The sequence below is a fragment of the Longicatena caecimuris genome, from assembly GCF_018406465.1.
Classification (GTDB): domain Bacteria; phylum Bacillota_I; class Bacilli_A; order Erysipelotrichales; family Erysipelotrichaceae; genus Longicatena; species Longicatena caecimuris.
The window spans coordinates 1584738-1610386 of the sequence record NZ_AP024510.1 but is presented as its reverse complement, the minus strand read 5'-3'; the positions used below and the strand labels follow the sequence as shown (position 1 = coordinate 1610386).

27 protein-coding genes, 1 tRNA gene and 1 other annotated feature are annotated in these 25649 nt (G+C 37.5%); of the genes, 26 read left to right on the top strand and 2 right to left on the bottom strand.

The annotated features are described in order from the left end of the window. Positions 1-5: 5 nt before the first annotated feature. From KJS44_RS07585 to KJS44_RS07510, 16 genes are all read left to right on the top strand, one after another. Positions 6-743 (top strand): pseudouridine synthase, encoded by a 738-nt coding sequence (locus tag KJS44_RS07585; protein ID WP_008688376.1) that lies wholly within the window; start codon positions 6-8, stop codon positions 741-743. Between the two features lie 95 nt (positions 744-838). Beyond that, positions 839-1615, top strand: a complete 777-nt coding sequence (locus tag KJS44_RS07580; RefSeq protein WP_008688379.1) for a 16S rRNA (uracil(1498)-N(3))-methyltransferase — start codon at positions 839-841, stop codon at positions 1613-1615. Continuing rightward, positions 1587-2375: a hypothetical protein gene (locus KJS44_RS07575; RefSeq protein ID WP_008688380.1), complete on the top strand. Its 789-nt coding sequence runs from the start codon at positions 1587-1589 to the stop codon at positions 2373-2375. Before KJS44_RS07580 ends, KJS44_RS07575 begins: the two co-directional genes overlap by 29 nt. Next, complete coding sequence (gene mtaB, locus KJS44_RS07570) at positions 2372-3697, top strand: tRNA (N(6)-L-threonylcarbamoyladenosine(37)-C(2))-methylthiotransferase MtaB (RefSeq protein ID WP_008688382.1); 1326 nt, start codon at positions 2372-2374, stop codon at positions 3695-3697. Before KJS44_RS07575 ends, mtaB begins: the two co-directional genes overlap by 4 nt. Beyond that, complete coding sequence (locus KJS44_RS07565) at positions 3675-5138, top strand: UDP-N-acetylmuramoyl-L-alanyl-D-glutamate--2,6-diaminopimelate ligase (protein ID WP_008688384.1); 1464 nt, start codon at positions 3675-3677, stop codon at positions 5136-5138. The genes mtaB and KJS44_RS07565 overlap by 23 nt, the downstream gene beginning before the upstream one ends. Before the next feature lie 165 nt (positions 5139-5303). Continuing rightward, positions 5304-5483: a 30S ribosomal protein S21 gene (gene rpsU, locus KJS44_RS07560; protein WP_008688385.1), complete on the top strand. Its 180-nt coding sequence runs from the start codon at positions 5304-5306 to the stop codon at positions 5481-5483. A 259-nt stretch (positions 5484-5742) separates the two neighbouring features. Further along, on the top strand, positions 5743-6636 hold the full coding sequence (locus tag KJS44_RS07555; RefSeq protein WP_008688387.1) for an ABC transporter ATP-binding protein: 894 nt from the start codon (positions 5743-5745) through the stop codon (positions 6634-6636). Continuing rightward, positions 6626-7426 carry an ABC transporter permease subunit gene (locus KJS44_RS07550; RefSeq protein WP_008688389.1) on the top strand — a complete coding sequence of 267 codons (801 nt, stop codon included), beginning with the start codon at positions 6626-6628 and terminating at the stop codon, positions 7424-7426. The genes KJS44_RS07555 and KJS44_RS07550 overlap by 11 nt, the downstream gene beginning before the upstream one ends. Before the next feature lie 169 nt (positions 7427-7595). Then, positions 7596-8141 (top strand): NADH peroxidase, encoded by a 546-nt coding sequence (locus tag KJS44_RS07545; RefSeq protein WP_008688391.1) that lies wholly within the window; start codon positions 7596-7598, stop codon positions 8139-8141. Between the two features lie 417 nt (positions 8142-8558). Then, positions 8559-8769 (top strand) — a binding site (T-box leader). 45 nt (positions 8770-8814) lie between these two features. Then, positions 8815-10341 carry an ABC transporter substrate-binding protein/permease gene (locus KJS44_RS07540; RefSeq protein WP_008688392.1) on the top strand — a complete coding sequence of 509 codons (1527 nt, stop codon included), beginning with the start codon at positions 8815-8817 and terminating at the stop codon, positions 10339-10341. Further along, positions 10334-11071, top strand: a complete 738-nt coding sequence (locus KJS44_RS07535; RefSeq protein WP_008688395.1) for an amino acid ABC transporter ATP-binding protein — start codon at positions 10334-10336, stop codon at positions 11069-11071. The genes KJS44_RS07540 and KJS44_RS07535 overlap by 8 nt, the downstream gene beginning before the upstream one ends. Before the next feature lie 216 nt (positions 11072-11287). Further along, the gene (locus tag KJS44_RS07530) at positions 11288-11488 is read left to right on the top strand and encodes a YabP/YqfC family sporulation protein (protein ID WP_008688397.1); all 201 of its coding nucleotides are present in this window, start codon (positions 11288-11290) and stop codon (positions 11486-11488) included. Further along, complete coding sequence (locus KJS44_RS07525; RefSeq protein WP_008688398.1) at positions 11478-12404, top strand: sporulation protein YqfD; 927 nt, start codon at positions 11478-11480, stop codon at positions 12402-12404. Before KJS44_RS07530 ends, KJS44_RS07525 begins: the two co-directional genes overlap by 11 nt. A 16-nt stretch (positions 12405-12420) precedes the next feature. Then, positions 12421-13407: a PhoH family protein gene (locus KJS44_RS07520; protein WP_008688399.1), complete on the top strand. Its 987-nt coding sequence runs from the start codon at positions 12421-12423 to the stop codon at positions 13405-13407. Beyond that, a complete protein-coding gene (locus tag KJS44_RS07515) occupies positions 13385-14065 on the top strand; it encodes a response regulator transcription factor (protein ID WP_008688400.1) in 681 nt (226 codons plus the stop codon). The genes KJS44_RS07520 and KJS44_RS07515 overlap by 23 nt, the downstream gene beginning before the upstream one ends. Continuing rightward, positions 14052-15266, top strand: coding sequence for a sensor histidine kinase (locus KJS44_RS07510; protein WP_008688401.1), 1215 nt, complete (start codon positions 14052-14054; stop codon positions 15264-15266). Before KJS44_RS07515 ends, KJS44_RS07510 begins: the two co-directional genes overlap by 14 nt. A 452-nt stretch (positions 15267-15718) precedes the next feature. Here KJS44_RS07510 and KJS44_RS07505 read toward each other — a convergent pair. Continuing rightward, positions 15719-15793, bottom strand: a tRNA-Glu gene (locus tag KJS44_RS07505). A 278-nt stretch (positions 15794-16071) separates the two neighbouring features. Between KJS44_RS07505 and KJS44_RS07500 the strand changes: the two genes are divergently transcribed. The 5 genes from KJS44_RS07500 (at position 16072) to phoU (ending at position 20738) form a co-directional block, all read left to right on the top strand. Further along, complete coding sequence (locus KJS44_RS07500) at positions 16072-16998, top strand: substrate-binding domain-containing protein (protein WP_008688402.1); 927 nt, start codon at positions 16072-16074, stop codon at positions 16996-16998. Between the two features lie 72 nt (positions 16999-17070). Next, positions 17071-18012 carry a phosphate ABC transporter permease subunit PstC gene (gene pstC, locus KJS44_RS07495; protein WP_128125078.1) on the top strand — a complete coding sequence of 314 codons (942 nt, stop codon included), beginning with the start codon at positions 17071-17073 and terminating at the stop codon, positions 18010-18012. Beyond that, entirely contained in the window at positions 18009-19253 is a 1245-nt protein-coding gene (gene pstA / locus KJS44_RS07490; protein ID WP_008688404.1) for a phosphate ABC transporter permease PstA, read from the top strand. Before pstC ends, pstA begins: the two co-directional genes overlap by 4 nt. 76 nt (positions 19254-19329) lie before the next feature. Beyond that, complete coding sequence (gene pstB, locus KJS44_RS07485) at positions 19330-20088, top strand: phosphate ABC transporter ATP-binding protein PstB (protein ID WP_008688406.1); 759 nt, start codon at positions 19330-19332, stop codon at positions 20086-20088. An 11-nt stretch (positions 20089-20099) separates the two neighbouring features. Then, entirely contained in the window at positions 20100-20738 is a 639-nt protein-coding gene (gene phoU, locus KJS44_RS07480) for a phosphate signaling complex protein PhoU (protein WP_008688407.1), read from the top strand. 114 nt (positions 20739-20852) lie between these two features. Here phoU and KJS44_RS07475 read toward each other — a convergent pair whose 3' ends face one another. Beyond that, positions 20853-22538: a Na/Pi cotransporter family protein gene (locus KJS44_RS07475; RefSeq protein ID WP_008688408.1), complete on the bottom strand. Its 1686-nt coding sequence runs from the start codon at positions 22536-22538 to the stop codon at positions 20853-20855. Positions 22539-22798: 260 nt separating this feature from the next. Here KJS44_RS07475 and ybeY point away from each other — a divergent pair, with 260 nt between their 5' ends. The 5 genes from ybeY to recO are packed head-to-tail and all read left to right on the top strand — an operon-like array spanning position 22799 to position 25614. Beyond that, a complete protein-coding gene (ybeY, locus tag KJS44_RS07470; RefSeq protein ID WP_008688409.1) occupies positions 22799-23266 on the top strand; it encodes an rRNA maturation RNase YbeY in 468 nt (155 codons plus the stop codon). Then, a complete protein-coding gene (locus tag KJS44_RS07465) occupies positions 23235-23603 on the top strand; it encodes a diacylglycerol kinase (protein WP_008688410.1) in 369 nt (122 codons plus the stop codon). The genes ybeY and KJS44_RS07465 overlap by 32 nt, the downstream gene beginning before the upstream one ends. Then, the gene (cdd, locus tag KJS44_RS07460; protein ID WP_008688411.1) at positions 23590-23991 is read left to right on the top strand and encodes a cytidine deaminase; all 402 of its coding nucleotides are present in this window, start codon (positions 23590-23592) and stop codon (positions 23989-23991) included. Before KJS44_RS07465 ends, cdd begins: the two co-directional genes overlap by 14 nt. Then, the gene (era, locus tag KJS44_RS07455) at positions 23988-24893 is read left to right on the top strand and encodes a GTPase Era (RefSeq protein WP_008688412.1); all 906 of its coding nucleotides are present in this window, start codon (positions 23988-23990) and stop codon (positions 24891-24893) included. Before cdd ends, era begins: the two co-directional genes overlap by 4 nt. Next, positions 24883-25614: a DNA repair protein RecO gene (recO, locus tag KJS44_RS07450; protein WP_008688413.1), complete on the top strand. Its 732-nt coding sequence runs from the start codon at positions 24883-24885 to the stop codon at positions 25612-25614. The genes era and recO overlap by 11 nt, the downstream gene beginning before the upstream one ends. Positions 25615-25649 lie beyond the last annotated feature (35 nt).

The window sequence follows — 25649 nt, the reverse complement described above, 5'->3', positions numbered from 1 at the left end:
GTAGCATGGAACGCTTGCAGAAAGTAATTGCACAAGCTGGCATAGCCTCAAGAAGAAAAGCGGAAGAGATGATTGCACAGGGTAGAGTGTGTGTAAATGGGGATATTATCACAGAAATGGGATACAAAGTAAAACGCGGTGATGTAGTAGAAGTGGATGGAAATCCAATTGAAAAGGAAAATAAAGTTTATTTTTTAATGAACAAACCAAAAAAAACAATGTGCACCAGCAATGATGAGTTTGATCGTACGACCGTTATTGACTTGATTCCATGTAAAGAACGTATTTTTACGGTAGGGCGTCTGGATTATGATACAAGTGGTGTTTTACTTTTAACCAATGATGGAGAATTCGCTAATGAAATCATTCATCCACGCTATCATATACCAAAGGTGTATAATCTGACAATTAACGGTATTTTGACACCGGAAGAAATGATCCAGATCAAAAAAGGTATTGTTTTAGATGATGGGAAAAAGACATTACCGGCGAAGCTTAAGCTGACAGAAAAGGATGTTGCCAAAAATCAATGTAGTTTTGATTTGACGATATATGAAGGAAGAAATCGCCAGATCAAACGAATGATGGAAGCATTGGGCTATGAGGTACGTCGTTTACACCGAAAAGAATTGGCCTTTTTAAAGTGCAGCGATTTGCGCCAAGGAGAGTATCGTATATTAAAACCTTTCGAGGTGGCGCAGTTGCGCTCACTTGCCACGAAAGGAAAGATGAAGAGTCGATAAGCAGTGGATTCCACTGTTTTTTCATGAGCTTGAGTGAATAGGAATTGTAAGATTTAAAAAAATATTGTATTATTTATTAGTTATGAGGTGAAGTTATGCAGCAATACTTTTTACATAAACCGTTACAGGTACACGATCTTGTAGAGATGGAACCCGAACAAGCGCATCATATACAACATGTCATGCGCATGAAACCAGATGAAATTATTCGCTTAGCTGATGGAAAGGGGCATATGTATTATGCCCATGTGGTATTTCGTGATCATAAGGTTTTTGCATGTGTGGATGAAGAAATGGAAGATCACACCCGTACGCCTGTTGATATGATACTGGCACAAGGGCTGATTAAAAAAGAAAAATGGGATTTCTTATTACAAAAGAGTGCAGAATTAGGTGTACAGCGAATTATTCCTTTTACAAGCAGTCGGACCGTTGTGAAAACCAAAGATGAAAAAGTGGATAAAAAACGATTGCGTTGGAATAAAATCTTGCAAGAGGCTTGCGAACAATGCAAACGTTCAACACTTGTTGCGCTAGATTCACCAAAAAGTTTTGCTGAATTGATAAAAGCAAGTGAAGATGCCGATGTAAAGCTGATCGCCTATGAGCGTGCAGATGTAAAAAGTGCGCATGTCAAAGAAGTGCTGCAAAAATATCCGGCACCCCACAAGGTATTTATCGTGGTAGGATGCGAAGGCGGATTCAGTGAAGATGAAGTTATTCAATTAGAAGAAGTTGGCTTTCATAGGGTATCTTTAGGTGCACGTATCCTGCGTGCGGAAACTGCCGCATTAAGTTTACTTGCCTGCATATCCTTCTTTTATGAAATGGCAGGTGATCATCATGAAAACACTGGAACAACTGGTAAATAAGAAATTTGATAAGAAACTGCTTGATTTTAAATCATATAAAAAGAAACTCGATAAAATGCGTGCTTTGGTGAAGGAATACAATATCCCATGTGTCTTGAAAAGTGACAGTGATTGTTTTTATGTGGAAATGTTATATCACTCCTTGCTGAACAAACGTAAATTTGAAGATGTCTTTTTTGATACGTATGTTCAAATGTTTGACTATTGGTATGATTTGACTTATATAGAACGAAAACAACAAATGAATTTGGAAATAGCAAAACAAAAAGAAGCATTAGAATATTTCACATATGAGGATAAAGAAATCTATATGCCGTGTTTCTCACCACGTTTTAATCATCTTTATACAGATGAAATTGTCTTGTTGGATTTGAAACAATATCATACGTTTATCCGTAATTGTGCAAACGAAGTAGTTCCACATATGTATGGTTATGAAAGCTATGCACACGGTTTTAGTAGCTGCGAGGTGTGTGCAACCGAAGGGCTCATGGATTATGTTTTATATCATCCATTGACAAAACGATTTTATGTGTATCGACAAGATGTTTGTGTATCTACCTTTTCATTAGATCCAAAGCAGAAAGAATGTCCTGCAGCTATGCGTTTTGAAATTGCGAAAGCACTATTAAAAAAAGATGAGGATGCATTATTCATGTTTTTGCTGGAATATCCAATCGTAAATGAACGATTTAAGAAAAAATTAAAAAAGTACCAGCATAAACGATTAAAGAAAAAAACGAAGGAGAAAGAATCATGACAACATTTGCGATTGCTACACTTGGCTGTAAGGTGAATACCTATGAGTCACAGGGATATGAGAGTGCTTTGCTGGCAAAGGGCTATCAACAAGTATCATTTAAGGAAAAAGCAGATGTCTATATCATTAATACATGTGCAGTGACAAACACGGCAGGTAGTAAGTCTCGTCAGAAAATACATCAAGCAAAAGCATTGAATCAAAATGCTTTGATTGCTGTTGTCGGCTGTTATGTACAGACCGCTAAAGAACAGTTAGAACAACAAGAACATGTTGATATTTTAATCGGTAGTGATGGCAAAAGAACATTAGCTGATCGTATTGAAAAAGCCTTGCAAGGAGAAAAACAGGTCAATGAAATACATGATGTTCGTGCTTTGCGCGTGTTTGAAGCTTTGCCGATTCAACATTTTGAACATCAGACGCGCGCTTTTTTAAAAATCCAAGATGGTTGCAACCAATTTTGCAGTTATTGTATCATTCCTTATGCCCGTGGGGCAGAACGTTCTTTACCAGAGGATGAAGTTATTAAGATTGCACAAGATTTATGTGCCAGCGGTCATCAGGAAATTGTTTTAAGCGGTATTCATACGGGTCGATATGGAAGAGACATAAATACGAATCTGACGCAGCTAATGAAACGGATGTGTAAAGAAGTAAAGGGATTGCGGCGTATTCGTATTTCCAGTATTGAAATGAATGAAATCAGTGATGAATTATTGACATTTATGCAAAAGGAACCCAAAATCGCGCGCCATTTGCATATCCCGATACAGTCTGCCAATAATGAAGTATTGAAGAACATGCATCGTCCTTACGATGTAGAATGGTTTAAAGAACGTGTGAAGTATATCCGCTCTCTTATGCCTGATATTAGTATTTCCAGCGATGTCATTGTAGGATTTCCTCAGGAAAGTGAAGAACAATTTGTTGATACAATGGAAAATATCAAACAGATGGAATTAAGCTTTTTGCATATCTTTCCTTATTCTCGTCGTGATCATACAGTGGCAGCAACAATGAGCGGGCATTTAGAAAATAAAATAAAGAAAGAACGTGCGGCAAGACTTGCGCAATGTTCAAAAGCGTTATATACTGCTTATAAACAGAAATTTGTAGGAAAAGAAGTGTCTGTATTATTTGAAAAAGAAAAAGATGGCATGCTCTTTGGACATACCAGTGAATATTTAGAGGTATATTGTTCAATGGATGTAAAAGCGCTGCATCAGATGAAACAGGTTGTCATCACTTCTTATATAGACGATAAGCTTATCGCCTGCGACGTCAAGGAGGTACCTCATGAAACTGTCTCTGCTATTTGAAAATGCACCGGATATTGAAATCGGCGGCTTATGTACGGATTCACGGAAAATTCAGCCTATGGATATGTATTTTTGCATGGATGGTATGACTTTTGATGGTCATCAATTTGTTGAAGAAGTTGTCGAGAAAGGTGCAGTATGCATCGTTCATGCGAAAGACATTGAAACCATGCACAAAGGAGTAGCCTATATAAAAGTCGAAAATGTAAATCGTACTTTAAATATGGTGGCTAGCAAATTTTATGGACACCCAAGTCATCAATTAACGGTATTTGGAGTGACCGGTACCAATGGAAAGAGTACGATTACTAGCATCATTAAAGATGTCTACTCACATTTTAAACCTTGTGGTTATATTGGAACGATTTCCATCAGTTATGGCGATGTCACGATGCCGCCCAGTCTAACTACACCAGATCCGATTTTAATACATCATTCCATGAAGGATATGGTTGATTATGGCATGCAGGCAGTTGCGCTGGAAGTCAGTTCACATGGTTTAGAGATGGGGCGCGTACAAAGTGTTGATTTCGATGTAGCCGTATTTACGAATCTGACATACGATCATTTGGATTTCCATGGAACACTTGAAAACTATTTTGAAGCTAAGCACAAATTGTTTTTACAATTAAAGAGTGACGGTGTGGCCGTTATAAATGTAGATGATCCTTTTGCTAAACGAATGGTGGCTGGCTGTAAAGCACATATCGTATCTTATGGTGTGACGGCTGATGCCGATTATCGTGGTGATAATATCCATATTGGCACGAATGGATCAACCTTTGATTTGATTCATCATGAAGAAACCTATACAATTACGACCAATTTAGTCGCTATGTATAATATCTATAATCTGCTAGGAGCAATCGCGGCAATGTGTGAAAGCGGCGTTGCATTAAAAGAAATTGTTCCTTATTTATCTGAATTAACACAGGTAGATGGCCGTATGGAACGCATTGATGAGGGTCAGGCTTTCAATGTGATTGTAGATTTTGCTCATACGCCTGATGGAATGGAAAAGGTTTTTGAATTTGCCAATAGCATTACGCCGGATGGGAATGCAATTATCGCAGTATTTGGCTCCGCCGGTAAACGTGATACGAAAAAACGTAAGGTGTTTGGAGAAATCGCTGATCGCTATTGCGATAGCATTATTCTAACGGAAGATGATCCACGAGATGAAAACCCAAGGGATATTGCAAATGAAATCAAAGGTGGTATCAAGGATACCAATAACATTTTTATCGAGGATCGTTATTCGGCTATTCGCCAGGCGATTGAAAGCGCAAATGTCAACGATACAGTACTTATCCTTGGAAAAGGGGATGAGGTTTTTATGTATCGTGAATTTGGACGAGAACCTTGGATTGGCGATCATATCGCTGCACGCCATGTGATTCGCAAACATTGTCTGGGATTAGAGGATGAACTAGAGAAGTGATGACATTTGTCTAAAAACAGCAGAATTTCGCAAGAGGAATCTATACATAAGACGGTATTTTCACATATTTTATGGGTAAATGCTAGAAAAATGTTATATTTCTGTTGCATTTTCATATGTTTTTCAGTATAATAAATATGCTTGCATCAGAAGGGAGGGTAAATCATGCCGAAAGTAGTAGTCAAAGAAAACGAAGTTCTTGATGATGCTTTACGTAGATTCAAACGTCAAGTGTCAAGAAATGGAACCCTTGCTGAAGCTCGCAAAAGAGAGTTTTACGTAAAACCTGGCGTTCGTCGTAAGTTAAAGTCAGAAGCTGCACGTAAAGCACGTCGTGGAAAATAGGAAGAGATCGAGGATCTCTTTTTTTTATGTTTCATTTACAAAAAACAATCCATTACATTCGAAATAGACAAGTGTCATTTCCTGAACAGTTAGATTCATAGCAGAAATTAATTTTATAAGAAGGTGAAGTATTGTTCATGCAATGAACCTATCTAAAATGCAGAGAAAATGTGAAAATCATTGTAGCTTATAAAGAATCTGCTATAATGTCAGTAATGGTAAAACAGATGACATAAACTGTTTGGTGAGGAGGAAATTGATGAAGGCGATAGAAATTTCGCATATGACCTGTGACTATGGGCATGGTAAGGGAATATTTGATATTAGCTTTACTATCGATGAGGGAGAAGTATTTGGCTTTTTAGGGCCTAATGGTGCTGGTAAAACAACAACGATTCGTCATTTACTGGGATTTATTTTTGCCAAAGAAGGAAATTGTTCTATCTTAGGAATGGATTGTGGTAAGCAAGCAGCTACCATACAAAAAGAGCTTGGCTACATTCCTGGTGAAATAAACTTATGGGAAGAAATGAGCGGCATGCAATTTTTAAAATTTATGGCAAAGTTTCGCGGTATGAAAGATATGGGACGCTGTGAAGAATTAATGGAACGTTTTGAACTTGATCCAAGTGGGCGAATTAAGAAAATGAGTAAAGGAATGAAACAGAAAGTTGGCATTGTCGCTGCTTTTATGCATGATCCCCAAATTTTGATACTGGATGAGCCCAGCAGTGGTTTAGATCCATTAATGCAAAATGTTTTTGTGGATCTAATTCAGGAAGAAAAGATGAAAGGCAAAAGCATCTTAATGTCTTCACATATGTTTGAAGAAGTTGAACGAACATGTGATCGTATCGGCATTATCAAAGATGGCCATATCGTCTGTGTGGAAGATGCACAAACCTTGCGGCAATCTAAAAAACGCCGTTATCAGATCCGTTTTGCGAATATAAATGAAGTTGTCCGCTTTCAACAGGAGGGGTTTTATATTACAGCAATGCATAAGCATATGGTAGAAGTTGAAATTCATAAAAATCTAGCTAAGCTCATTCAAACGCTGTCTCACTATGAAGTCGAAGATATTGATGTTACTCATCAAAGCTTGGAAGAAATCTTTATGCAATATTATGGAGGTGAGCATCATGGTGAATAAAGCGTTATATGTGACTGAAATGAAGAATAGCTGGAAATTATTATTGATTTTCTGCTTGATCCTTACGATGTATACGACTATCATGTTAACGATGTTTGATCCTTCTTTAGGAAGTGCATTGGATGAATTTGCCAAAATGATGCCGGAAATCATGTCAATGGTGGGCATGAATGGTTCCACCGCTACGTTGGTGCATTTTTTATCAACCTATCTATACGGAATGTTAATGATCGTATTTCCTTTCTTGTTCACGGTTTTGTTATCTTTAAAATACATTGCCAAGAAAGTTGATAATGGATCTATGGCATATCTTTTATCCTCGGGAAGTACACGTGGCTGTGTGTGGCGGACAGAATGTTTTGTTTTGCTTACCAATCTGCTCTTGCTGATTGCGTATTGTACGCTACTAGGTTTAGTGTGTAGCTCATTTATGTTTCCTCAGGATTTAGATGTGGCAGCCTATCTGCGGTTGAATTTCGGTGTGTTGTGTTTGCATATGGCACTGGCAGGAATTAGTTTCTTGTTTTCCTGTATCTGCAATGAATATCGGCAGGCAGCAACCTTTGGCGCAGGATTTGGAATATACTTTATACTCGTTCAAATGTTGGCAAACATGAAGGGGAATTTAGAAAATATGAAATATGCAACGCTTATGACGTTGTTTGATCGAGATGCTTTAATTGTCAATGCAGCTAAAGGCTGGTATATGAGTGGTATTTTGTTACTCATTGCTATTGGTTGTTTTAGTGCTGCAAATGTGTTGTTTCAACGTAAAAATATGTCATTATGAGGAAAGCGATGGTATGTAGATGCCATCGTTTTTTTAAGCAAGGAAGATGATTATCCAGATATACACTATAGGATAAACTTGGGATAGAAAAAGGGCAAATGCATTCACATTTTGCTTAGGATGTTGTAAAATATAATCGATTAACATACTATAAGGAGGAAATATTACAATGGCTAAATTTGTATGTAGTGTATGTGGGTATGTACATGAAGGTGATACAGCACCTGAATTCTGTCCAATCTGTAAAGCACCTGCTGAAAAATTCACGAAACAAGAAGGTGAAATGAGTTGGGCTGCTGAGCATGTCCTTGGCGTTGCACAGGGTGCCAGTGAAGATATCATGAACGATTTACGCATGAACTTTGAAGGGGAATGCAGTGAAGTTGGTATGTATTTAGCAATGGCACGTGTTGCGCATCGTGAAGGGTATCCAGAAATCGGCATGTATTATGAAAAAGCGGCTTTTGAAGAAGCAGAACATGCAGCGAAGTTTGCTGAATTATTGGGTGAGGTTTTAAGTGATTCTACAGAAAAGAATTTACGTATGCGTGTAGATGCAGAAAATGGCGCAACAGCAGGTAAATTTGATTTGGCAAAAAGAGCAAAAGCTGCTAATTTAGATGCGATTCATGATACGGTTCATGAAATGGCACGTGATGAAGCACGTCATGGCAAAGCATTTAAAGGCTTATTAGACCGTTATTTTGGTAAATAATCAGTGAAACATCATGTGTGCTAGCATGATGTTTTTTTCGTGTTCTTGGCATGGATCATAACTAGGTGGTAAAAGAGTACGGTGGAGGCGTTCATCACAGTCGTCAATCACTAGCCAGAACCAAGGGTGTTCATCGTGAGGTGAAGGAAGGTCGAGGCAAATCTCTGTATCTAGGAATAAGAACCAAAGCAAATCGATTTCAGTTCAAGCATATTTTGTATTGTTTTGAACCGTTGTATACGGTTCCATACGTACAGTGGTGTGAGAGGACGGAAATTAATTATTCTCTCTTCCTCGATTATTATCTTGTTACTGGCATAAAAACAAATGGGCATGATTTTTTAAGAATCGTTATAGAAACTTTCTATTATGTATTGACAAATAAAAATGAATCCAGTATGATAAAGCCACTTATAAAAAATCGCATGATCAGAAGAGTACATTATCATATACCAACAGCGAGTTGAAACAGAGTGGAAGTTCAACGGTAACGTGATAATGGAAACGCATCTGGGAGTGTTTCTTTGAACTTAGTAGGAGAAACCGCTGACCAGCGTTACAGGTTGAGGGATTCCTATAGATTATAGGAATAACTAGAGTGGTACCGCGATAAAACGTCGTCTCTGGAATAGAGACGGCGTTTTTATTTTATGAGTGAGAAAGGAAGATGATGATGAAGAAATTCACAAAAATAAGTACCTTATTTATCCTACTTAGCGTGCTTTGTGGAAGCTTTTTAATACAGATACAGGCAAAAGAAAGCACCAAGGCGAATGGTGAAGGGGAACTGTTAGACAAAATCATGGAACGTGGAGAACTGATTGTTGGAACCTCACCAGACTTTCCACCGAATGAATTTATCGATACGACGAAAACAGGACAAGATCAATACGTCGGTAGTGATATGGACTTTGCCAGATATATTGCTGATGAGATGGGGGTCAAACTGACCATTAAGGCAATGGATTTTGATGCTGTATTGGCAAGTCTTGGAAATGGTCAGATTGATATGGCAATCACCGGCATTACCAAAACGCCTGAGCGAATGGATGCGATGGAAATGAGTGAATCTTACTATGATGAAAATGGGGAATCCAGCTGGCAGGGATTGCTAATTAAGGCAGATAAAAAAGATGTGTATACAAAACTACGCGATTTTAAAGGAAAAAAGGTTGCAGTACAGGCAGGTTCTTTACAAGATTATTATGTAAAGACACAACTGAAAGAGGCCAACATTCAATATATCACCGGATTAAATGATGGTATAAACCTATTAAAAAATGGCAGTGTAGATGCCGTTGCCTGCGCTTATGGTACCGGACAGGATTTTGCAAAACAGAATGAAGGTATCCACATGAGCAAACAGTTGCTCTTTAAACTAAATCCTGATTATATGGGAACACGAGTCGGTATTCCTAAAGGTGAAATTGCACTATTAAATAAAACGAATGAAATCATTCAGCAGGTACGAGATAAGGGGTTATATGAAGAATGGTATCAGGCTGCTGTAAATTACGATAAACAAAAAATTGAAGGAAACTTTCTCCAACGAACATGGAAAATTGCTGTACGTTATTGGCCAATGTTTTTAGAAGGTTTGGGTATGACACTTGGATTAGCCTTTGTGACCGTGTTAGGTGGTACATTGATTGGAACGGCTTTCGCTCTCATCAAATTGAGCAAGAATCGTTTTATACAATTATTATCAAGTGCATATGTAGAAGCAATACGTGGTACACCTCTGTTGTTGCAATTATGGTTGTTTGTAAGTATTTTTGCGGCTATCAACAGTGATATTCCGATGCTGGTCAGTGTGATTGTTGCTTTAATCATTAATAGTAGTGCTTATGTTGCTGAAATTATTCGCGGTGGTATTCTGTCTGTCGATAAAGGACAGTGGGAAGCTGCCAAAAGTCTTGGAATGAGTAATCAGCATATGATGGTTAAAATCATATTCCCACAAGCTATTAAGAGCATTCTTCCTTCTTTAGGAAATGAATTTATTATGATGGTAAAGGAAACATCATTGGCTTCCTCTTTCTATATCGGTGAATTAATGAGTGTTAACAATATCGTAAAGACAGCGACCTATTTCTCATTAGAACCATTGACGATTGCGGCCATCATTTATCTGATTGTTACCTACAGTTTAAGTAAACTTGTAAAATATATGGAAAGGAGGATGCGTGTCAGTGACTAAAGAAGCTTTAATTCGTGTAGAGAATCTAACCAAACGTTTTGGTGAGTTGGAAGTATTAAAAGGAATCACCGAAGAAATTCATGAAGGGGAAGTTGTGTCTATCATCGGACCTAGTGGTGGAGGAAAAAGTACTTTCTTACGCTGTTTGAATTTGCTAGAAGTGCCTACTTCAGGCAAAGTTATTTTTGAAGGTGTTAATATAGCGGATAAAAGCGTAGATTTAGATTTACACCGCAGAAAAATCGGAATGGTCTTTCAACATTTCAATGTGTTTCCGCATCTCAGTGTGCTTGATAATATTACCATCACTCCTTGTCTAGAATTGAAAATGTCTAAGGAAGAAGCAGAAAAGCGGGGATGTGAATTGTTAAGTAAAGTTGGACTCTTAGACAAGAAGGATGAATTTCCAAGAAAGTTGTCAGGTGGACAGAAACAGCGTTTAGCAATTGTACGTGCGATGGCAATGCAACCGGATGTGATTTTATTTGATGAGCCAACTAGTGCACTTGATCCAGAAATGGTCAAAGATGTGTTAGAGGTCATAAAGGAACTAGCAGATACGGGAATGACAATTGTCATAGTAACGCATGAGATGGGCTTTGCAAAACAAATCAGTGATCGTGTCTTCTTTATGGATGGCGGCATAATTGCAGAACAAGGAACACCAGAAGAAGTCTTCTTACATCCTCAAAATGCTAGGACAAAAGAATTCTTAAGCAAAGTTTTATAAAAATAGCACATGCCTATATAAAAGGTATGTGCTATTTTTTACAAACAAACTGAAAAACTTTCTGTTTTTTTGGTAGTAAGCTCATCGTATCAAAAAATTAACAAAATTATAACAAATCCTCTCTTTATTCTTCTTTATAATAAAGATGTGAAGGAGGCGGAAGAGAAACAGTCATAAATAGAAAAGCAAAAACGTATCTTGTATAGAGGTGACGACATGCTTTCCATTGATAAAAACCAGATGACAATTGAACATTATCAAGAGGTACTTTTGGTCAGTGAAACTCTCATAAAGATTCGAATGCCGCAGATGGAAATTTCAATCAGAGGAGATAAGTTGCATATGCTGGCATTGGAAAAGGAGGAACTGCTCCTGGAAGGTTGCTTCCTGGAACTGACATTCCAATATGAAAGCTAGAAAAAAACTTGGTCTTGATAAATGGAAAGTACAGATGGATGCAAGTGCTTTTTTGCATATTTGTAAACAAGGAAATCTTGAACTATATGACATTACGATACATCAAAGAGAAATTCAATTCTACACATCTGTTTTACAGCGGCATACGATTTATCGCTTATTGCCGAAGGCTGTTCTTTTGACAACGACTGGGATGTTAGGGTATTTGTTACGCAGTATGGTAAAACCAGCACGTCTTTTGAGTGTGGTAGCAGCCATTCTTATTTGGTATGGGCTCAGTTCTACTATCTTTGAGGTAACAATCAAGGGAGAAAAAGACGAGAGTCGCATATTGATTCAAAAAACATTAAAACAGATGGGATATACGACACCATTTCATCATCAAGATGAAAATAAATTAAAGGAAGCTTTAAAAAAGAAACTAGAGAATGAAATTGCTTGGTTGGAAATAGAAAAGCGAGGCAGCCGTTATATCATCACGTATACACCTAAAGAATTCGCCACTTTGGAAACGTTGCATCATCGTGAACTCATTGCCAAACAAGATGGCGTCATTGCTCGTTTTGATATACAGCATGGAAATAAAGTGCATAAAGTAAATGAATTTGTGCATAAAGGCGATGTTCTTGTCAGCAATGTCATCGCTGATAGTAAAAGTAAAAATCAAGAAGTTTATGTAAAAGGGCGGGTCTTCGCATACACATGGCGAGATGTGACAGTAAGCATGGATGATACCAAAATGCCGAAGGCTTTTCAATATTTTGAACTGTTAATGGCTGCCAGAGCACAGGTCAGTCAAGATTTTCATAAAGATGATAAGATTCATAAGGAAAATATTTTGCAATTCTCCAAGGATATGGGTAAAATAAAGATGGTGATTCATTATACTTTACTACAAGATATCACAACACCATAAAAATAAAGGAGTCTGTATGAGTCAAAATTATGCTATTGCTTTAGAAGAATATCCCATGGAATGGATCGTGAAATTATGCGGTGCCCAGGATCAAAACTTGGAAATCTTACGCAAAGCCTTTGCTTGTGAAATGATTATGCGTAATAATCAGCTAAGTGTCTTATGCGATGATAAAACAACGTTTGCGACAATTGAGGAAATCATTAAGGCCATTTTTCAAATGATGGAACAGCATTTAGATGTACAACCTAGAGATATTGAATATGTATGCCGTTTGGCGAAATTGCATCGTTTGCATGAACTTTCTTTGACCTATCAAAAACCGATTGGTAAAACAGTGAATGGAAAATTGATTTATCCAAAAACGATTGGTCAACGTTATTTATTTCAATGCATGTGTAAATCAGAAATAGTTTTTGCCAGTGGTGTGGCCGGTACGGGTAAAACCTATTTAGCTGTTGTATATGCAGCTAGTCTGTTAAAAAAGGGTGAGATACGAAAGATTATTTTAACGCGTCCAGCAGTTGAAGCTGGTGAGAATCTGGGGTTTTTACCAGGAGATTTAAAGGAAAAGGTTGATCCTTATTTGCGCCCGTTATATGATGCATTATATGATACCTTAGGACAGGAACAAGTAGAAAAATTGTTAGAAAAAGAAGTGATTGAAATCGCGCCATTAGCATATATGCGTGGTCGTACATTGGATAATGCTTTTATTATTTTAGATGAAGCACAAAATACGACGAGAGCGCAGATGAAGATGTTTCTTACCCGTATGGGGTTTCATTCTCGTATCGTCATTACAGGGGATGTTACTCAGATTGATTTGATTAAGAAAAAGGACAGTGGTTTATTAAATGCAAAACAGCTGTTGGAAGGAATTGAAGGAATCTCCTTTGTGGAACTGACAAGTCTTGATGTTGTCCGTAATCCACTGGTTCAAAAGATTATTGAACGCTATGAACAGGAGGAAGAAAGGTATGGCAAAAGTCTTACTGATTGAAGATGAAGAAAATATTCGTAAGATCATTTCTTATGATCTGCGCAAAGCTGGACACACGATCGTAGAAAGTGGGGATGGACAAGAAGCATTGGATATTGCTTTAAAGCAACCTTTTGATGTGTTAATCATTGATTGGATGTTACCCCATGTCAGCGGTATCGAAATCGTTCAGAAATTACGTACACAGCATGTAGACAGCGTGATGATCATGCTGACAGCTAGAGATGATGAAACCGATATACTTTATGCATTTGATCAAGGTGTGGATGATTATGTCACAAAGCCATTTTCGCCACGAGAATTATTAGCAAGAGTAAATGCTCATATGAAACGTCAGAGCAAACGAATGGAAAAAGACTTGGAAATTGGAGAGTTACGTATCAATTTAAAGCGACGTGAAGCTTTATTGAAAGATGAGCTTTTAACGTTGACGAAAAAAGAGTTTGACTTGCTTGAGTACTTTGTATCTAATAAAAACATCGTCTTATCAAGAGATGCCATTTTAAATGATATCTGGGGGTTTGATTATGATGGGGATACGCGCATCGTTGATGTACATGTCTTTAAATTGCGCACAAAATTACAAGGTTCTAATGTTCATATCAAATCCAGTCGAGGTGTAGGCTATTTACTGGAGGAATTGCATGAAACTGCCTAAATATGCATGGTTTATTCTTTTGACTTGCAGCTATGCTTTGCTAGCGTATGAGACACAATGGAATGTATATGTGATTTTGTTATTATTGGCCATCTCATTATATATTGTAGAAGTGGTTTATGAACAGCAGTATGAATCTAAAAAAAGCAAAGAAAATAAGGAATTACAAGAGGAAATACGTTCTACGGCTAAAGATGCACATTTGAAAAATAAACAGTTATTAACAATTGTCTCAAGTATTCCTTTTCCCATGTTGCTGATTGATCAATTTGGTAACATTGTCATGCATAACAATATAGCATCGTTATGCATGAGTCATTTAGAGCCTTTAACTTATTTAGATAATCCCTTTGTTCATGGAGTACGTGAATTTATTAAAGATGCTTTTATCTTGGAACGTGATATGGATAAGATCATAAATATCAATGGAGTAGAATTTCAAGCTATCAGCATACCGGTATTGGCGAAAAGTAAATATAGCGGTTGTTTGGTACTGTTTCAAGATATATCGAAGACATTGGAAGGGGAAAAGATGCAGAAACGTTTTATTGCTGATGCTTCTCATGAATTAAAAACGCCTATTTCTGTATTAAAAGGAATGGTAGAAATCTTAAACCGTGATGATTTTGATGATCCCATCACGGAAAAAGAGTTTTTATCACAGATGGCAAAGGAAGTACAACGTTTAGATGTTTTAGTCAAAGATTTGCTACAGTTATCACGGTTATCATTGTCTAATGTTATTTTAGAGCGTGAAAAATGTGATGTTTGTGCTTTATTTGATAAGGCATGCGATTCTTTATGGAAAAATGCGCAAAAAAAGCAACTGAACATTCAAAAGGACTATCAGACATTAGAATATGCCTTTTGTGATCCTAAAAGAATGCTTCAGGTAATCTTAAATTTGCTAAGCAATGCGATTAAATATAGTGATTCCGGTACCATTACCTTACGTACCCGTATGGAAACTACGTATTACATCCTTGAAGTAGAGGATGAAGGATGCGGCATACAAAAGAAGGATATGGAAAAAATCTTTGATCGTTTTTACCGTGTAGATGATGCACGCAGTCGTCAAAGTGGTGGTAGCGGTTTAGGATTGCCGATCGTCAGATCCATCATTGAGGCACATGGCGGTAACATAGAAGTGGAAAGCACCTATGGCAAAGGAACCTTATTTCGGATAAAGTTAAAAAATTAAAAGACACGCTTACATTATGAAATGACCATCAAGTTTATAAAATAAATGAACCGGTTTCTTTCCTAGTGATCATACATAAGCGTGTCTTTTTGTTATTTTTATAGTTGTAATATATAGCTCCGTAAGCAGTTATGAGAAAAGTATATTGAATGTGAAGAAAAAATGGTAGGATTATCATAAAAGCAGATGGCAGAAGACCTATGAAAAGAAATAATGTCGCAACAAAGACTATTTTGACAAAATCCAATTTACCAGATAGGGATTATGTGATTAAACCATGTATCGACAATTCTGATGCATGTTAAATCTGTTATCACAATTATTGTTTTATGATGTGTTCGTAAAATAATAAAGGCTAACATGAATAGATGATTTTGTATAAAGCGAAATCAAAATGATTCATACTTAAACGCGCATAAAAAAAGCTCGATGACTCGGGCTTATTTTTATCATGGTATCGCGTACGGGATTTGAACCCGTGGTACAGCCTTGAGAGGGCTGTGGCTTAACCGCTTGCCGAACGCGACATGTTTTTACTGCTGTCATATTATAGCATTATCACATAAACTTGGCAAGGAAATTTTGGAAAATTCTATATAGCTGGTAAGAAAAACAGGAAAGGTAATAAGCAATGTATTAGTGATTACCCGAATGATTTCTTTTTTTATAAAGAGTGTAATTATCACAATTATTTAACAAATGCTTAACACGACATTGATGGTCTATTTATATTTATGGTTTAAGATAAGAGCGTATTCAAGGAGGAATATGTTGCCGTTAAAAAAACGGTTAGATGGAGGTTAAGATGAAAAAAATATTTGTAAGTTTAGTTGTGTTAGGATTATTAGCAGGTTGTGGAAATGCAACAGGTGATGATGCAGGAAAAGTCACAGGTGCTATCAAGGTGTATACAAGAGATGCATCAAGTGGAACTCGAGAAGCTTTTGAGAAAGGAATAGACTTTGAAGGAAAGCTGACAAAGCAGGCAAATGAGGTTTCCAGTAACGATGATATGGCGGCGAAAGTGGGTGCTGATAAAAACGGTATCGGTTATACATCACTATCTACAGACTTTGCCAAGAACAATGTCAAAGCTTTGCAATTTGAGGGTGTGACAGCAAGCAGCGAAACTGTATTGGATGGTTCTTATCAACTGCAGCGACCATTCAACTTTGTGACAAGAGCCAAAAATGATTTTGGCAGTGCAGATAAAGAACAGTTGGTACTGGCATTCTTGGATTATCTTCAAAATTCCAGCGAAGGTATGGCAGTTGTCGCGAAAAACGGCGGTGAAGTTGATATGAGCAAAGCAAAATCTTGGGATGAACTAGCGAAAAAATATCCAGTTGTAACAAAAGATAATTCAAAAATTACCATTACGACATGTGGTTCCACTTCTGTGGAAAAGACATTAAAAGCTGCACTAGAACAATTTTCACCAATGGCAGGTAATTTCCAATTTGTTATGAATCATTCGGGTAGTGGAGATGCTACAAAACGTGTATTAGGTGCAGAAAAAGATGGAGCAAATCGTGGCGATATCGGTTTTGCATCACGTGCCTTTAAGGAAGAAGATGGTGATATATCGAAAGCTATGAAGAGTGGACAATACTGTATTGATGCTGTTGTGGCTGTTGTAAATAAAGAGAATAACGACTTTGCCAATTTGACACAGGCACAGCTAAAAGCAATCTTTACTGGTGAAACTACGAATTGGGAAGATGTAAAATAATTCGTGTTTGAAAAGGACAGCTCAAAGGGAAATGAAGAGCTGTTCTTTCCTATGATAAGAGGAAGGGTAAAAATGAAGAGTTATGTAAAACAGTATATTAATACAATAGAGAATCAAAAGAAATTAAGAAAAGATCAAAGGATGAAAAAACTCTTTTTGATGATGGCACTTTTAGCATCCAGCGCGATTGCAGTGATCATCGTATTTATCAGTATCAAAGGCATAGCACCTTTTCTTCCCAATTATACGTATGGCAGTGTTGGTTTTCTTCCGTTTATAACTGGTATGACATGGCGCCAAGATCAGGGGATTTACGGTGTTGGATTTATTATCGTTAATACGCTCATTTCTGCTTTTGGGGCTATGCTGCTATCCTTTCCGATATCCGTGCTCACTGCTCTTTATATCGCAAAAATAGCGCCAAAGCGTATTGCCGTACTTTTGAGTTCTGTTATCGAATTACTAGCATCTATACCTTCTGTCGTATATGGCGTATTTGCTTCTGGTACGATCACTTTGCTTGTTAGTTCCTTAGCTGCTAATTTCGGTTTTGTTACAGCAGGGGGAAGTTCTTTATTGGCTGTTATTCTATTATTGGCAATTATGATTTTCCCTACAATTACAGCCTTAAGTATTACGGCTATTCGCTCTGTCGATAAGGAAATAGAGCTTGGTTCATTGGCCTTAGGAGCTACAGCAACACAAACGCATTTTAAGGTTGTTTTGACAGCAGCGAAATCAGGTATTTTCGCAGGCGCCATTTTAGGTATTGGCAGAGCCTTTGGCGAAGCTACAGCTGTTGCAATGGTCGCAGGGAATAAGATGTTCGGCCCAACCTTTCATTTGTTTGATACTACCCGTACTTTAACAACGACCATGTTGGCCGGTTTGAAAGAAACGACCGGTTTAGATTATGATATACGTTTTTCTGCTGGATTGGTACTGATGGCGGTTATACTACTGTCAAATTTAATATTGAATCTAGTGAAGAAGAAAGTAGGGAAATTAAAATGAATGAAACTATGCGCAATCAAAAAAATAAACGTCGTTTTACGGATGGTATATTGAACATGCTTACATATGCATCCAGTGCAATATGTGTATTGTTATTGTTGAGTATCTTCATATTCATCTTTAGTAAAGGTAGTGGTATGCTTGGAATGAAATTATTAACAGGCGATTATTGGGCAAAAAACTACATGACGAGTATCCAGGAGAAAAACAATCATCCCAGTACGTATAAATCACCTGAAGATGCCTCGGATGATATGTATTGGAGTGAACGTTGGGGTGTTGGATTCGTTGATGCTAGAAATGAAAATAATGAGGCTATCGTTCTTGTAGAAGCAATAGATGATGCTTCCCCATTTGCTCATCTTAAGGATGAAAGTCGTCAAAATAAGCCTTCCATAAGTGCTGAAAGTGGCTATTTATTAGAAAACTTATCCTATCAAACAACACAGGGAACTACACGCTTAGCTGGCAATATCGTTTCACAAGATGCGAAAACAGTAGCAAGATTGCTAGATCAAGATGCCGTTTCAATTAATAAAATCTATTTCAAAACACCTGGTGGAGGTATTCGTGGCTCATTACTTACAACATTGTATCTCATTATAATCAGCTTATTGATTGCGTTACCTTTAGGAATCGGCGCAGCCATATATTTGCATGAATATGCGGCTAAGAATAAAATCACTTCAGGGATTCGCAGTGCTATTGAGATGTTGACAGGAGTCCCGAGCATCATCTTTGGTTTAATGGGCGTCGCTGTATTATTCCCATTAACAAAATTAGCAGGAGCTGATACAACGAATGTTTTATTAGGTTCTTTGACAATGGCCATTATTTTATTACCAATCATCATTCGCTCTTGCGAAGAAGCATTAGCAATCGTTCCGCAAACACTGCGTGATGCTTCTTTATCATTAGGAGCTAACCAAAGTCAGACAATTTTTAAAATTGTGTTGCCATGTGCCGTTCCCGGCATCTTGAGTGGTGTTTTATTGAGTATTGGTCGTGTTATCGGAGAAAGTGCCGCATTAATATATACGATGGGAACCTATGTTAACGATAGTCCAACGCTGCTCTCCCAAGGTACTTCACTTGCGGTACATATTTATAACATCATGAGTAGTGAGCAACCCAATTTTGAATTAGCTTGTGCGATTTCAATTGTGATCTTGGTGTTTGTATTCATGTTAAATCTCTTGGTGAAATTGATGAGCCGGCGTTTCAATAAAGCCTGGTATTGAAAAAGAAGCAATGGAAAACCCTGAAGATGGTAAATCGTTTTATGTGTACAGAATATGGAAAGATAGGAGAAAAGACATGGATGAACAGATATTTCAAGTAGAGAAATTGAACTTATATTACGGAAAAAAACAAGCATTGATAAATGTGGATCTTACGATAAGAAAAAATCATATCACTGCATTGATTGGCCCCAGTGGCTGTGGCAAATCAACCTTTTTGCGCTGCTTAAATCGCATGAATGATGTAATTGAAGGCTGTCGCATTGAAGGGAGTATTGCATTAGATGGTGTTGATATTTATGATGCTTCAATGAATGTTGTAGACTTACGTACAAAAGTTGGCATGGTCTTTCAAAAACCAAATCCTTTTCCTATGTCCATTTATGACAACATTGCTTACGGTCCGCGTTGTCAGGGCATAAAAAAAAGAAAAATTTTGGATAATATTGTTGCACAATCGTTAAAAAAAGCCGCCTTATGGGACGAAGTTAAAGATCGTTTACAGGATAGTGCTTTGGGAATGTCCGGAGGTCAGCAGCAGCGTCTATGTATTGCGCGTGCAATCGCTATGGAACCGGAAGTTATTTTAATGGATGAACCGACCAGTGCTTTAGATCCGATTGCGACAAGCAAGATTGAAGATTTAATGGAAGAATTGAAAAAAGACTATACGATTGTCATTGTAACACATTCTATGCAACAAGCATCACGTATCAGTGATGAAACGGCATTTTTCCTTTTGGGTGAAGTTGTTGAATGTAATCAAACAAGCAAACTTTTTCAGCAGCCGGATGATAAACGTACAGAAGATTATATCACCGGACGATTTGGATAGGAGGTCAGATTATGGTTAAAATTGAAAAAGAGCTAGAAGTTAATGAAGATAGTGTTAAAAGGATGGCAGAAAGTGTTGTACAAATGCATGAAAAAGTTGTTTGTGTTTTGGAAAAACCAAGCCGTGAAATTGCTCTGGATATAGTGCAGGGAGATGATTTTATTAATCATTTAGAAGAAGAAATCAATGATCAATCCGTGCGCTCTTTAGCTTTATTATCACCGGTTGCCAGTGACTTGCGCAAAGTGGTGGCAGATATAAAAATAGCCAGTGAATTAGAGAGAATTGCAGATTATGCTAAAAATATTGCGGCTTTTTTAATTAAATCTGAAGTATTAGAAGAAAACGTGATGGCATATGCGGCGGCAATGGAAAAACGCTTTATTGAAATGTTGAAAGAAACTTTAAAGGCATATGAACAACGTGATGTAAAAGCAGCTTTTCAACTTCCTAAAAAAGATGAAGGCATTAACCAACTGTATGAGGAACTGAAACAGAATTTGTTGCAACATCCGAATGAAACGCTGGTAGTAGAACTATTTGAAATAAGTGCCATGCTTAGAAATATCGAACGTGCTGGAGATCATACAAAAAATATTTGTGAACATATCATTTATATGGTAAAAGGGCAGCATTATGATTTCGGATAAGGATGATAGAAGTAATATCAGAAAAAGGCTTACAGCATTGGTAAGGTTCTGAAAAAATGTTGTAAAAAAAAAGACCGTTTCTTGACTGAAGCGGTCTTCATCATGATAAAACAATTAAATGGCTTGTTCGGCTAATGTTTTGTGCATTGGGATAGGTTCATTATCTTCTTTTGCAATGTTCCATATATGGTCACCAATACGCTCTAGGGTACCAAGGATATCAACATAAATACTTGCCGCAACACCGGATCCACAGACTTCACCAGCCATACGCTTGAAGTGACGCTGGCGAGCTTTTTCTTCAACAAGATCCAAATAATTTTCTTTATCATCCAACATTTTCAAATAAGACTCATCACGACTTGTGAAATAAGCCAAGGCCATCTCATTCATCTCTAAAACAGTTGCATACATTTCGTTCACATCACGAATTGCCTCATCGGTAAAGTTTCCTTTATCCTCATAGGTTAATTCAAAGAATTCATTTAAATTCATTGTCAAATCACCGACACGTTCTATATTTTTAATGACTTGCAGATTGGAAATAAATTCATCCGTGTCATGCTCACTCAAACTATTATGAGCAATATTTACCAGATAATCTGTAATCTTGGCATCCAGAGAATTGATGGCATCTTCATATTGTCGAGAGGCATTGCAATACTTGCCGGATTGTTTATTAAAATAATCTTGACTTGCGCGAATGCAATCAGCTGCTAGTTCACCCATTTTCACGGTAACCTGTTTACTAACACCTAAAGCTCCAGCTGGCAAGGATGCGGCCAGTTTGGGATCAAGTACATCCAAATTGAGTTCGATTTTTTCTTCTTCTCCTGGAATCACTTTCTTTATGATGTTGACCATGATATTGATGCAAGGGTAGGCGAGAATGGAAATTACTAAGGTACGCAAAATGTGAGCCATCGCTATTTGCATCATTGGGGAAATATGATATGTGGTACTCAAATTCGTGATCAGATCTACATAAGGATGTAATAAGAACATAAATAAGATAGAACCAACTACATTAAACAAAACATTAACAGCAGCGCTTCGTTTGGCAGAAATACTGCCGCCGATTGAAGCAAACACAGCCGTGATGGTCGTACCGATGTTACTACCAAAAACAAAAGGTAAAGCCGCCGTCAATGTCAAGGCACCAGAATCATAAATCTTTTGAATGATGCCGACAACGGCACTACTGGATTGGACAACAGCAGTCATTCCAATACCACACAAGAATCCTAAAATTGGTTGATCCTGCATGGTGGTAGCTAGATTTGCAAAGAAATCCAACTCACCCAATTTGCTCAATTCATCACCCATTAGACGAAGGCCAAAAAACAATAACCCAAACCCTAAGACAATCTGTCCCATATAGGTTTGTTTTTTACGTTTTGCAAACAATGTGATTAAGACACCGAGGAAGACAAAATATAATGCCAGTGTTTCAACTTTTAAACCAATCAGAAATGCCGTGATGGTCGTACCAATATTCGCCCCGATGATGATTCCAACCGATTGCTCCAAGCTCATTAAGCCTGCCCGGACAAAACCGATTGCGATAGCGCTAGTTGCTGAACTTGACTGAATAAATACAGTGATGATAGTACCGACCAAGATCCCTTTCCATGGCTTGTTTGTGTACTTATCGATATAATCTCTTAATTTTTCTCCTGCGATACTCTTTAGCCCGTCACCCATAAATTGGATTCCAAAAAGGAATAATGCCAATCCTCCGATAATGAAGTCCCAGCTGATGCTGGACAGGGTCAGGGTCTGTGCTGCGGTATGTATCATAAGAAAACCTCCCAAAACCTTTCTGAAACACTCTTATTTTAACAGAATTTTTACCTGATGTATACAGAACTTTTACATAAATGGTATCACAATACTTACATATGGATACCGCAAATGAAAAAGAAATGTTTAATTTAATATTAGTGATATCCATCTTTATCCTTAAAACATTCGATTGCTATGAAAGAATGCAAAAACTTATAGGAAGAGCATCATAAACCATGTTATAATAAAACAGTATGAAAGAGAGTGTGTTTCTTATGAATGTTATCATCAACAATCAAAGCAGCGAGAAACGCTGGAATCGTTATAAAAAAGATTTTGTAGCAATCGCCGAACGGACGAAAATGATATTATCTTTATCACAAGATTACAACGCTTCTATCATTTTTGTGGACCCCGCAATGATTCATGAAATCAATCGTGAGTATCGCCATATAGACCGTCCTACGGATGTTATCAGCTTTGCGCTAAAAGATGAAGAAGATACTTATGAAATGATGGAAGGCCTGGATGAATTAGGAGATATTTTCATAAATGTTCAAGCAGTGGTAGATCAGGCAGCGGAATATGGTCATTCGTTGCGCAGAGAGGTGTGTTTTTTGTTTACCCATGGTCTGCTTCATCTGTTAGGCTATGATCATATGGAAAAAGATGATGAGAAAATAATGTTTGCGTTACAGGATGTGATATTAGATGCAATCGTTCCTAAAAAAGTTCATAAATAAATTCCGCTATGCGTTTGCGGGATTGTTTGATGGTATTCGGCATGATCACAGCATTGCTTTACAATGTCTGATAGGCTTATTTGTTTTTATTGCCTGTATCTTTTTGCACTTAACAGTATGGGAATGGCTTGTGATCATTCTTATGATCGCACTGGTGATTGCCTTTGAATTTATCAATAGTGCAGTAGAAACCATTACTGACAAAATCTCACCGGAATATTCATTGGAAGCCAAAAAAATCAAAGACTATGCAGCTGCCGCTGTATTGGTAATATCCATAGCAGCAGCTATTTCAGGTATCATTATTATAGGAGGTAAAATTTATGGAATGTTATGATGATATTTTAACGCAAGCATTCGCGGCGATGAAAAATGCCTATGCGCCATATTCAAAATATCATGTAGGAGCTTGTGTAAAGACAAAAGATGGTACATATATTCAAGGGGCCAATATTGAAAATGCATCCTATGGCTTAAGCAATTGTGCTGAACGTAGTGCAATATTTGCAGCTTATTCTCAAGGCTATCGCAAGCAGGATATTGTTTCTTTAGCAATTGTCAGCGATGGTAAACGGATCGGCACGCCTTGTGGAGCTTGTCGTCAGGTACTTGTGGAGCTATTAGAAAAGGATACACCGATTGTTTTAAGCAATGGAAAAGATACATTGGTGACAACGATTGCGGAATTATTGCCAATGAGTTTTGACAGTGAGGATCTATCATGAATTATAAATCAGGATTTATCGCTATTATCGGACGTCCGAATGCTGGTAAAAGCACACTGCTTAATGCACTATTAAATGAGAAGATTGCCATTACCACCCCGAAACCGCAAACAACCAGAAACAATATTAGTGGAATACTGACCAGAGAGGATGCGCAATTTATCTTTACGGATACGCCGGGAATCCATAAGCCTAAACATGAGCTAGGGAAAACATTAAATCGTAATGCTTATACAGCAATTGCAGAAGCTGATGTTAATTTCTGGGTCGTGGATGCTACACAAAGCTTTGGCAGTGGGGATGAATTTTTATTAGAAAAAATTAAACAATCGCATATCCCATGTTTTTTGATCTTAAATAAAATTGATCTTTTAGACAAAGAAAAACTAATTCGTACTCTGCAACAATGGCAAGAACGTCACACGTTTGCAGAAATTTTTCCCGTCAGCGCTTTGCAAAAGGATAATCTGAATGACTTACTGGAAGTCACGAAGGGATATTTAGAAGAAGGACCGAAATTTTTCCCAGATGAAATGGTGAGTGATCACGGCGAACAATTTCAGATAGCTGAAATCATTCGTGAGAAGGTTTTGTATAAAACTAATGAAGAAGTCCCTCATTCCGTAGCAGTCGTTATTGAAAGAAAAGAAGAAACAGCTACCGCTGTTTTCTTACAGGCTCTTATTGTCGTGGAACGCACATCGCAAAAAGCTATTTTGATAGGAAAACAGGCGGCGATGATTCGCAGCATTCGCTTAGCTGCGCAAAAAGAATTGAAAGAGAAATTTCATAAAAAAGTAGAACTTGAATTATATGTGCGTGTAGAAAAGAATTGGCGCAATCGCAGTAACAAATTGCAGCAATTCGGCTATTTAGAATTAGAGGATACGCATGAAGGATGAGTTAGAAGGCATCATCATTCGTTATCAGGAATATCGTGAACACGATGCTATCTTACATGTGCTTTGTCGAAAACGCGGCATTGTGCATGTGAATGCCAGGGGAATTCAAAAGGTGAAAAGCAAAAACGCTCCGGCATGCCAATTGTTCACCCATGTACGTATGCAGTTGCCTTTACAAGAAACACGCAGTATTTACACATTACGTAGTGCCGAAATTATCGAAGGCTATCGCCATATCCGAGAAGATCTATTAAAGCAAAGCATTGCCGCGTATGTTTGTGAATGTATAGATGCCAGTAAATTTGAGGAAGATGTATTTGAGGTCGTGCAAACGGTTTTGGATATCTTACAAGAAACAACGCATCCAATACGGATTTTATGTTTATTTCAAGCAATCATGAATCGTATGCATGGTATTGAACCTTACGTGGATGGTTGTGTGCGCTGTGGCAATCAAAAGGCAATTTATGCAATCTCCATAAGGGATGGTGGTTTCATATGTCATTCCTGCTACCGTATGGAACAGGATGCTATGCGTTCTAAAGAAGATTTGAAAGTATTTCGTTTGTTATGTAAGGCGCATATGGAACATTATGATATTTTGAAAAGCTATCAAGCTTTTACCTATCAAAATTTTGAAGATTTGTATGCATTTTTTTATGAATACGCCGGAATATCTTTGAAAAGTGTAAAATTTTTAAAAACGATCATAGCAATGTAAGAATAGCTATTGTAATATTATTAGAATTAGGGATC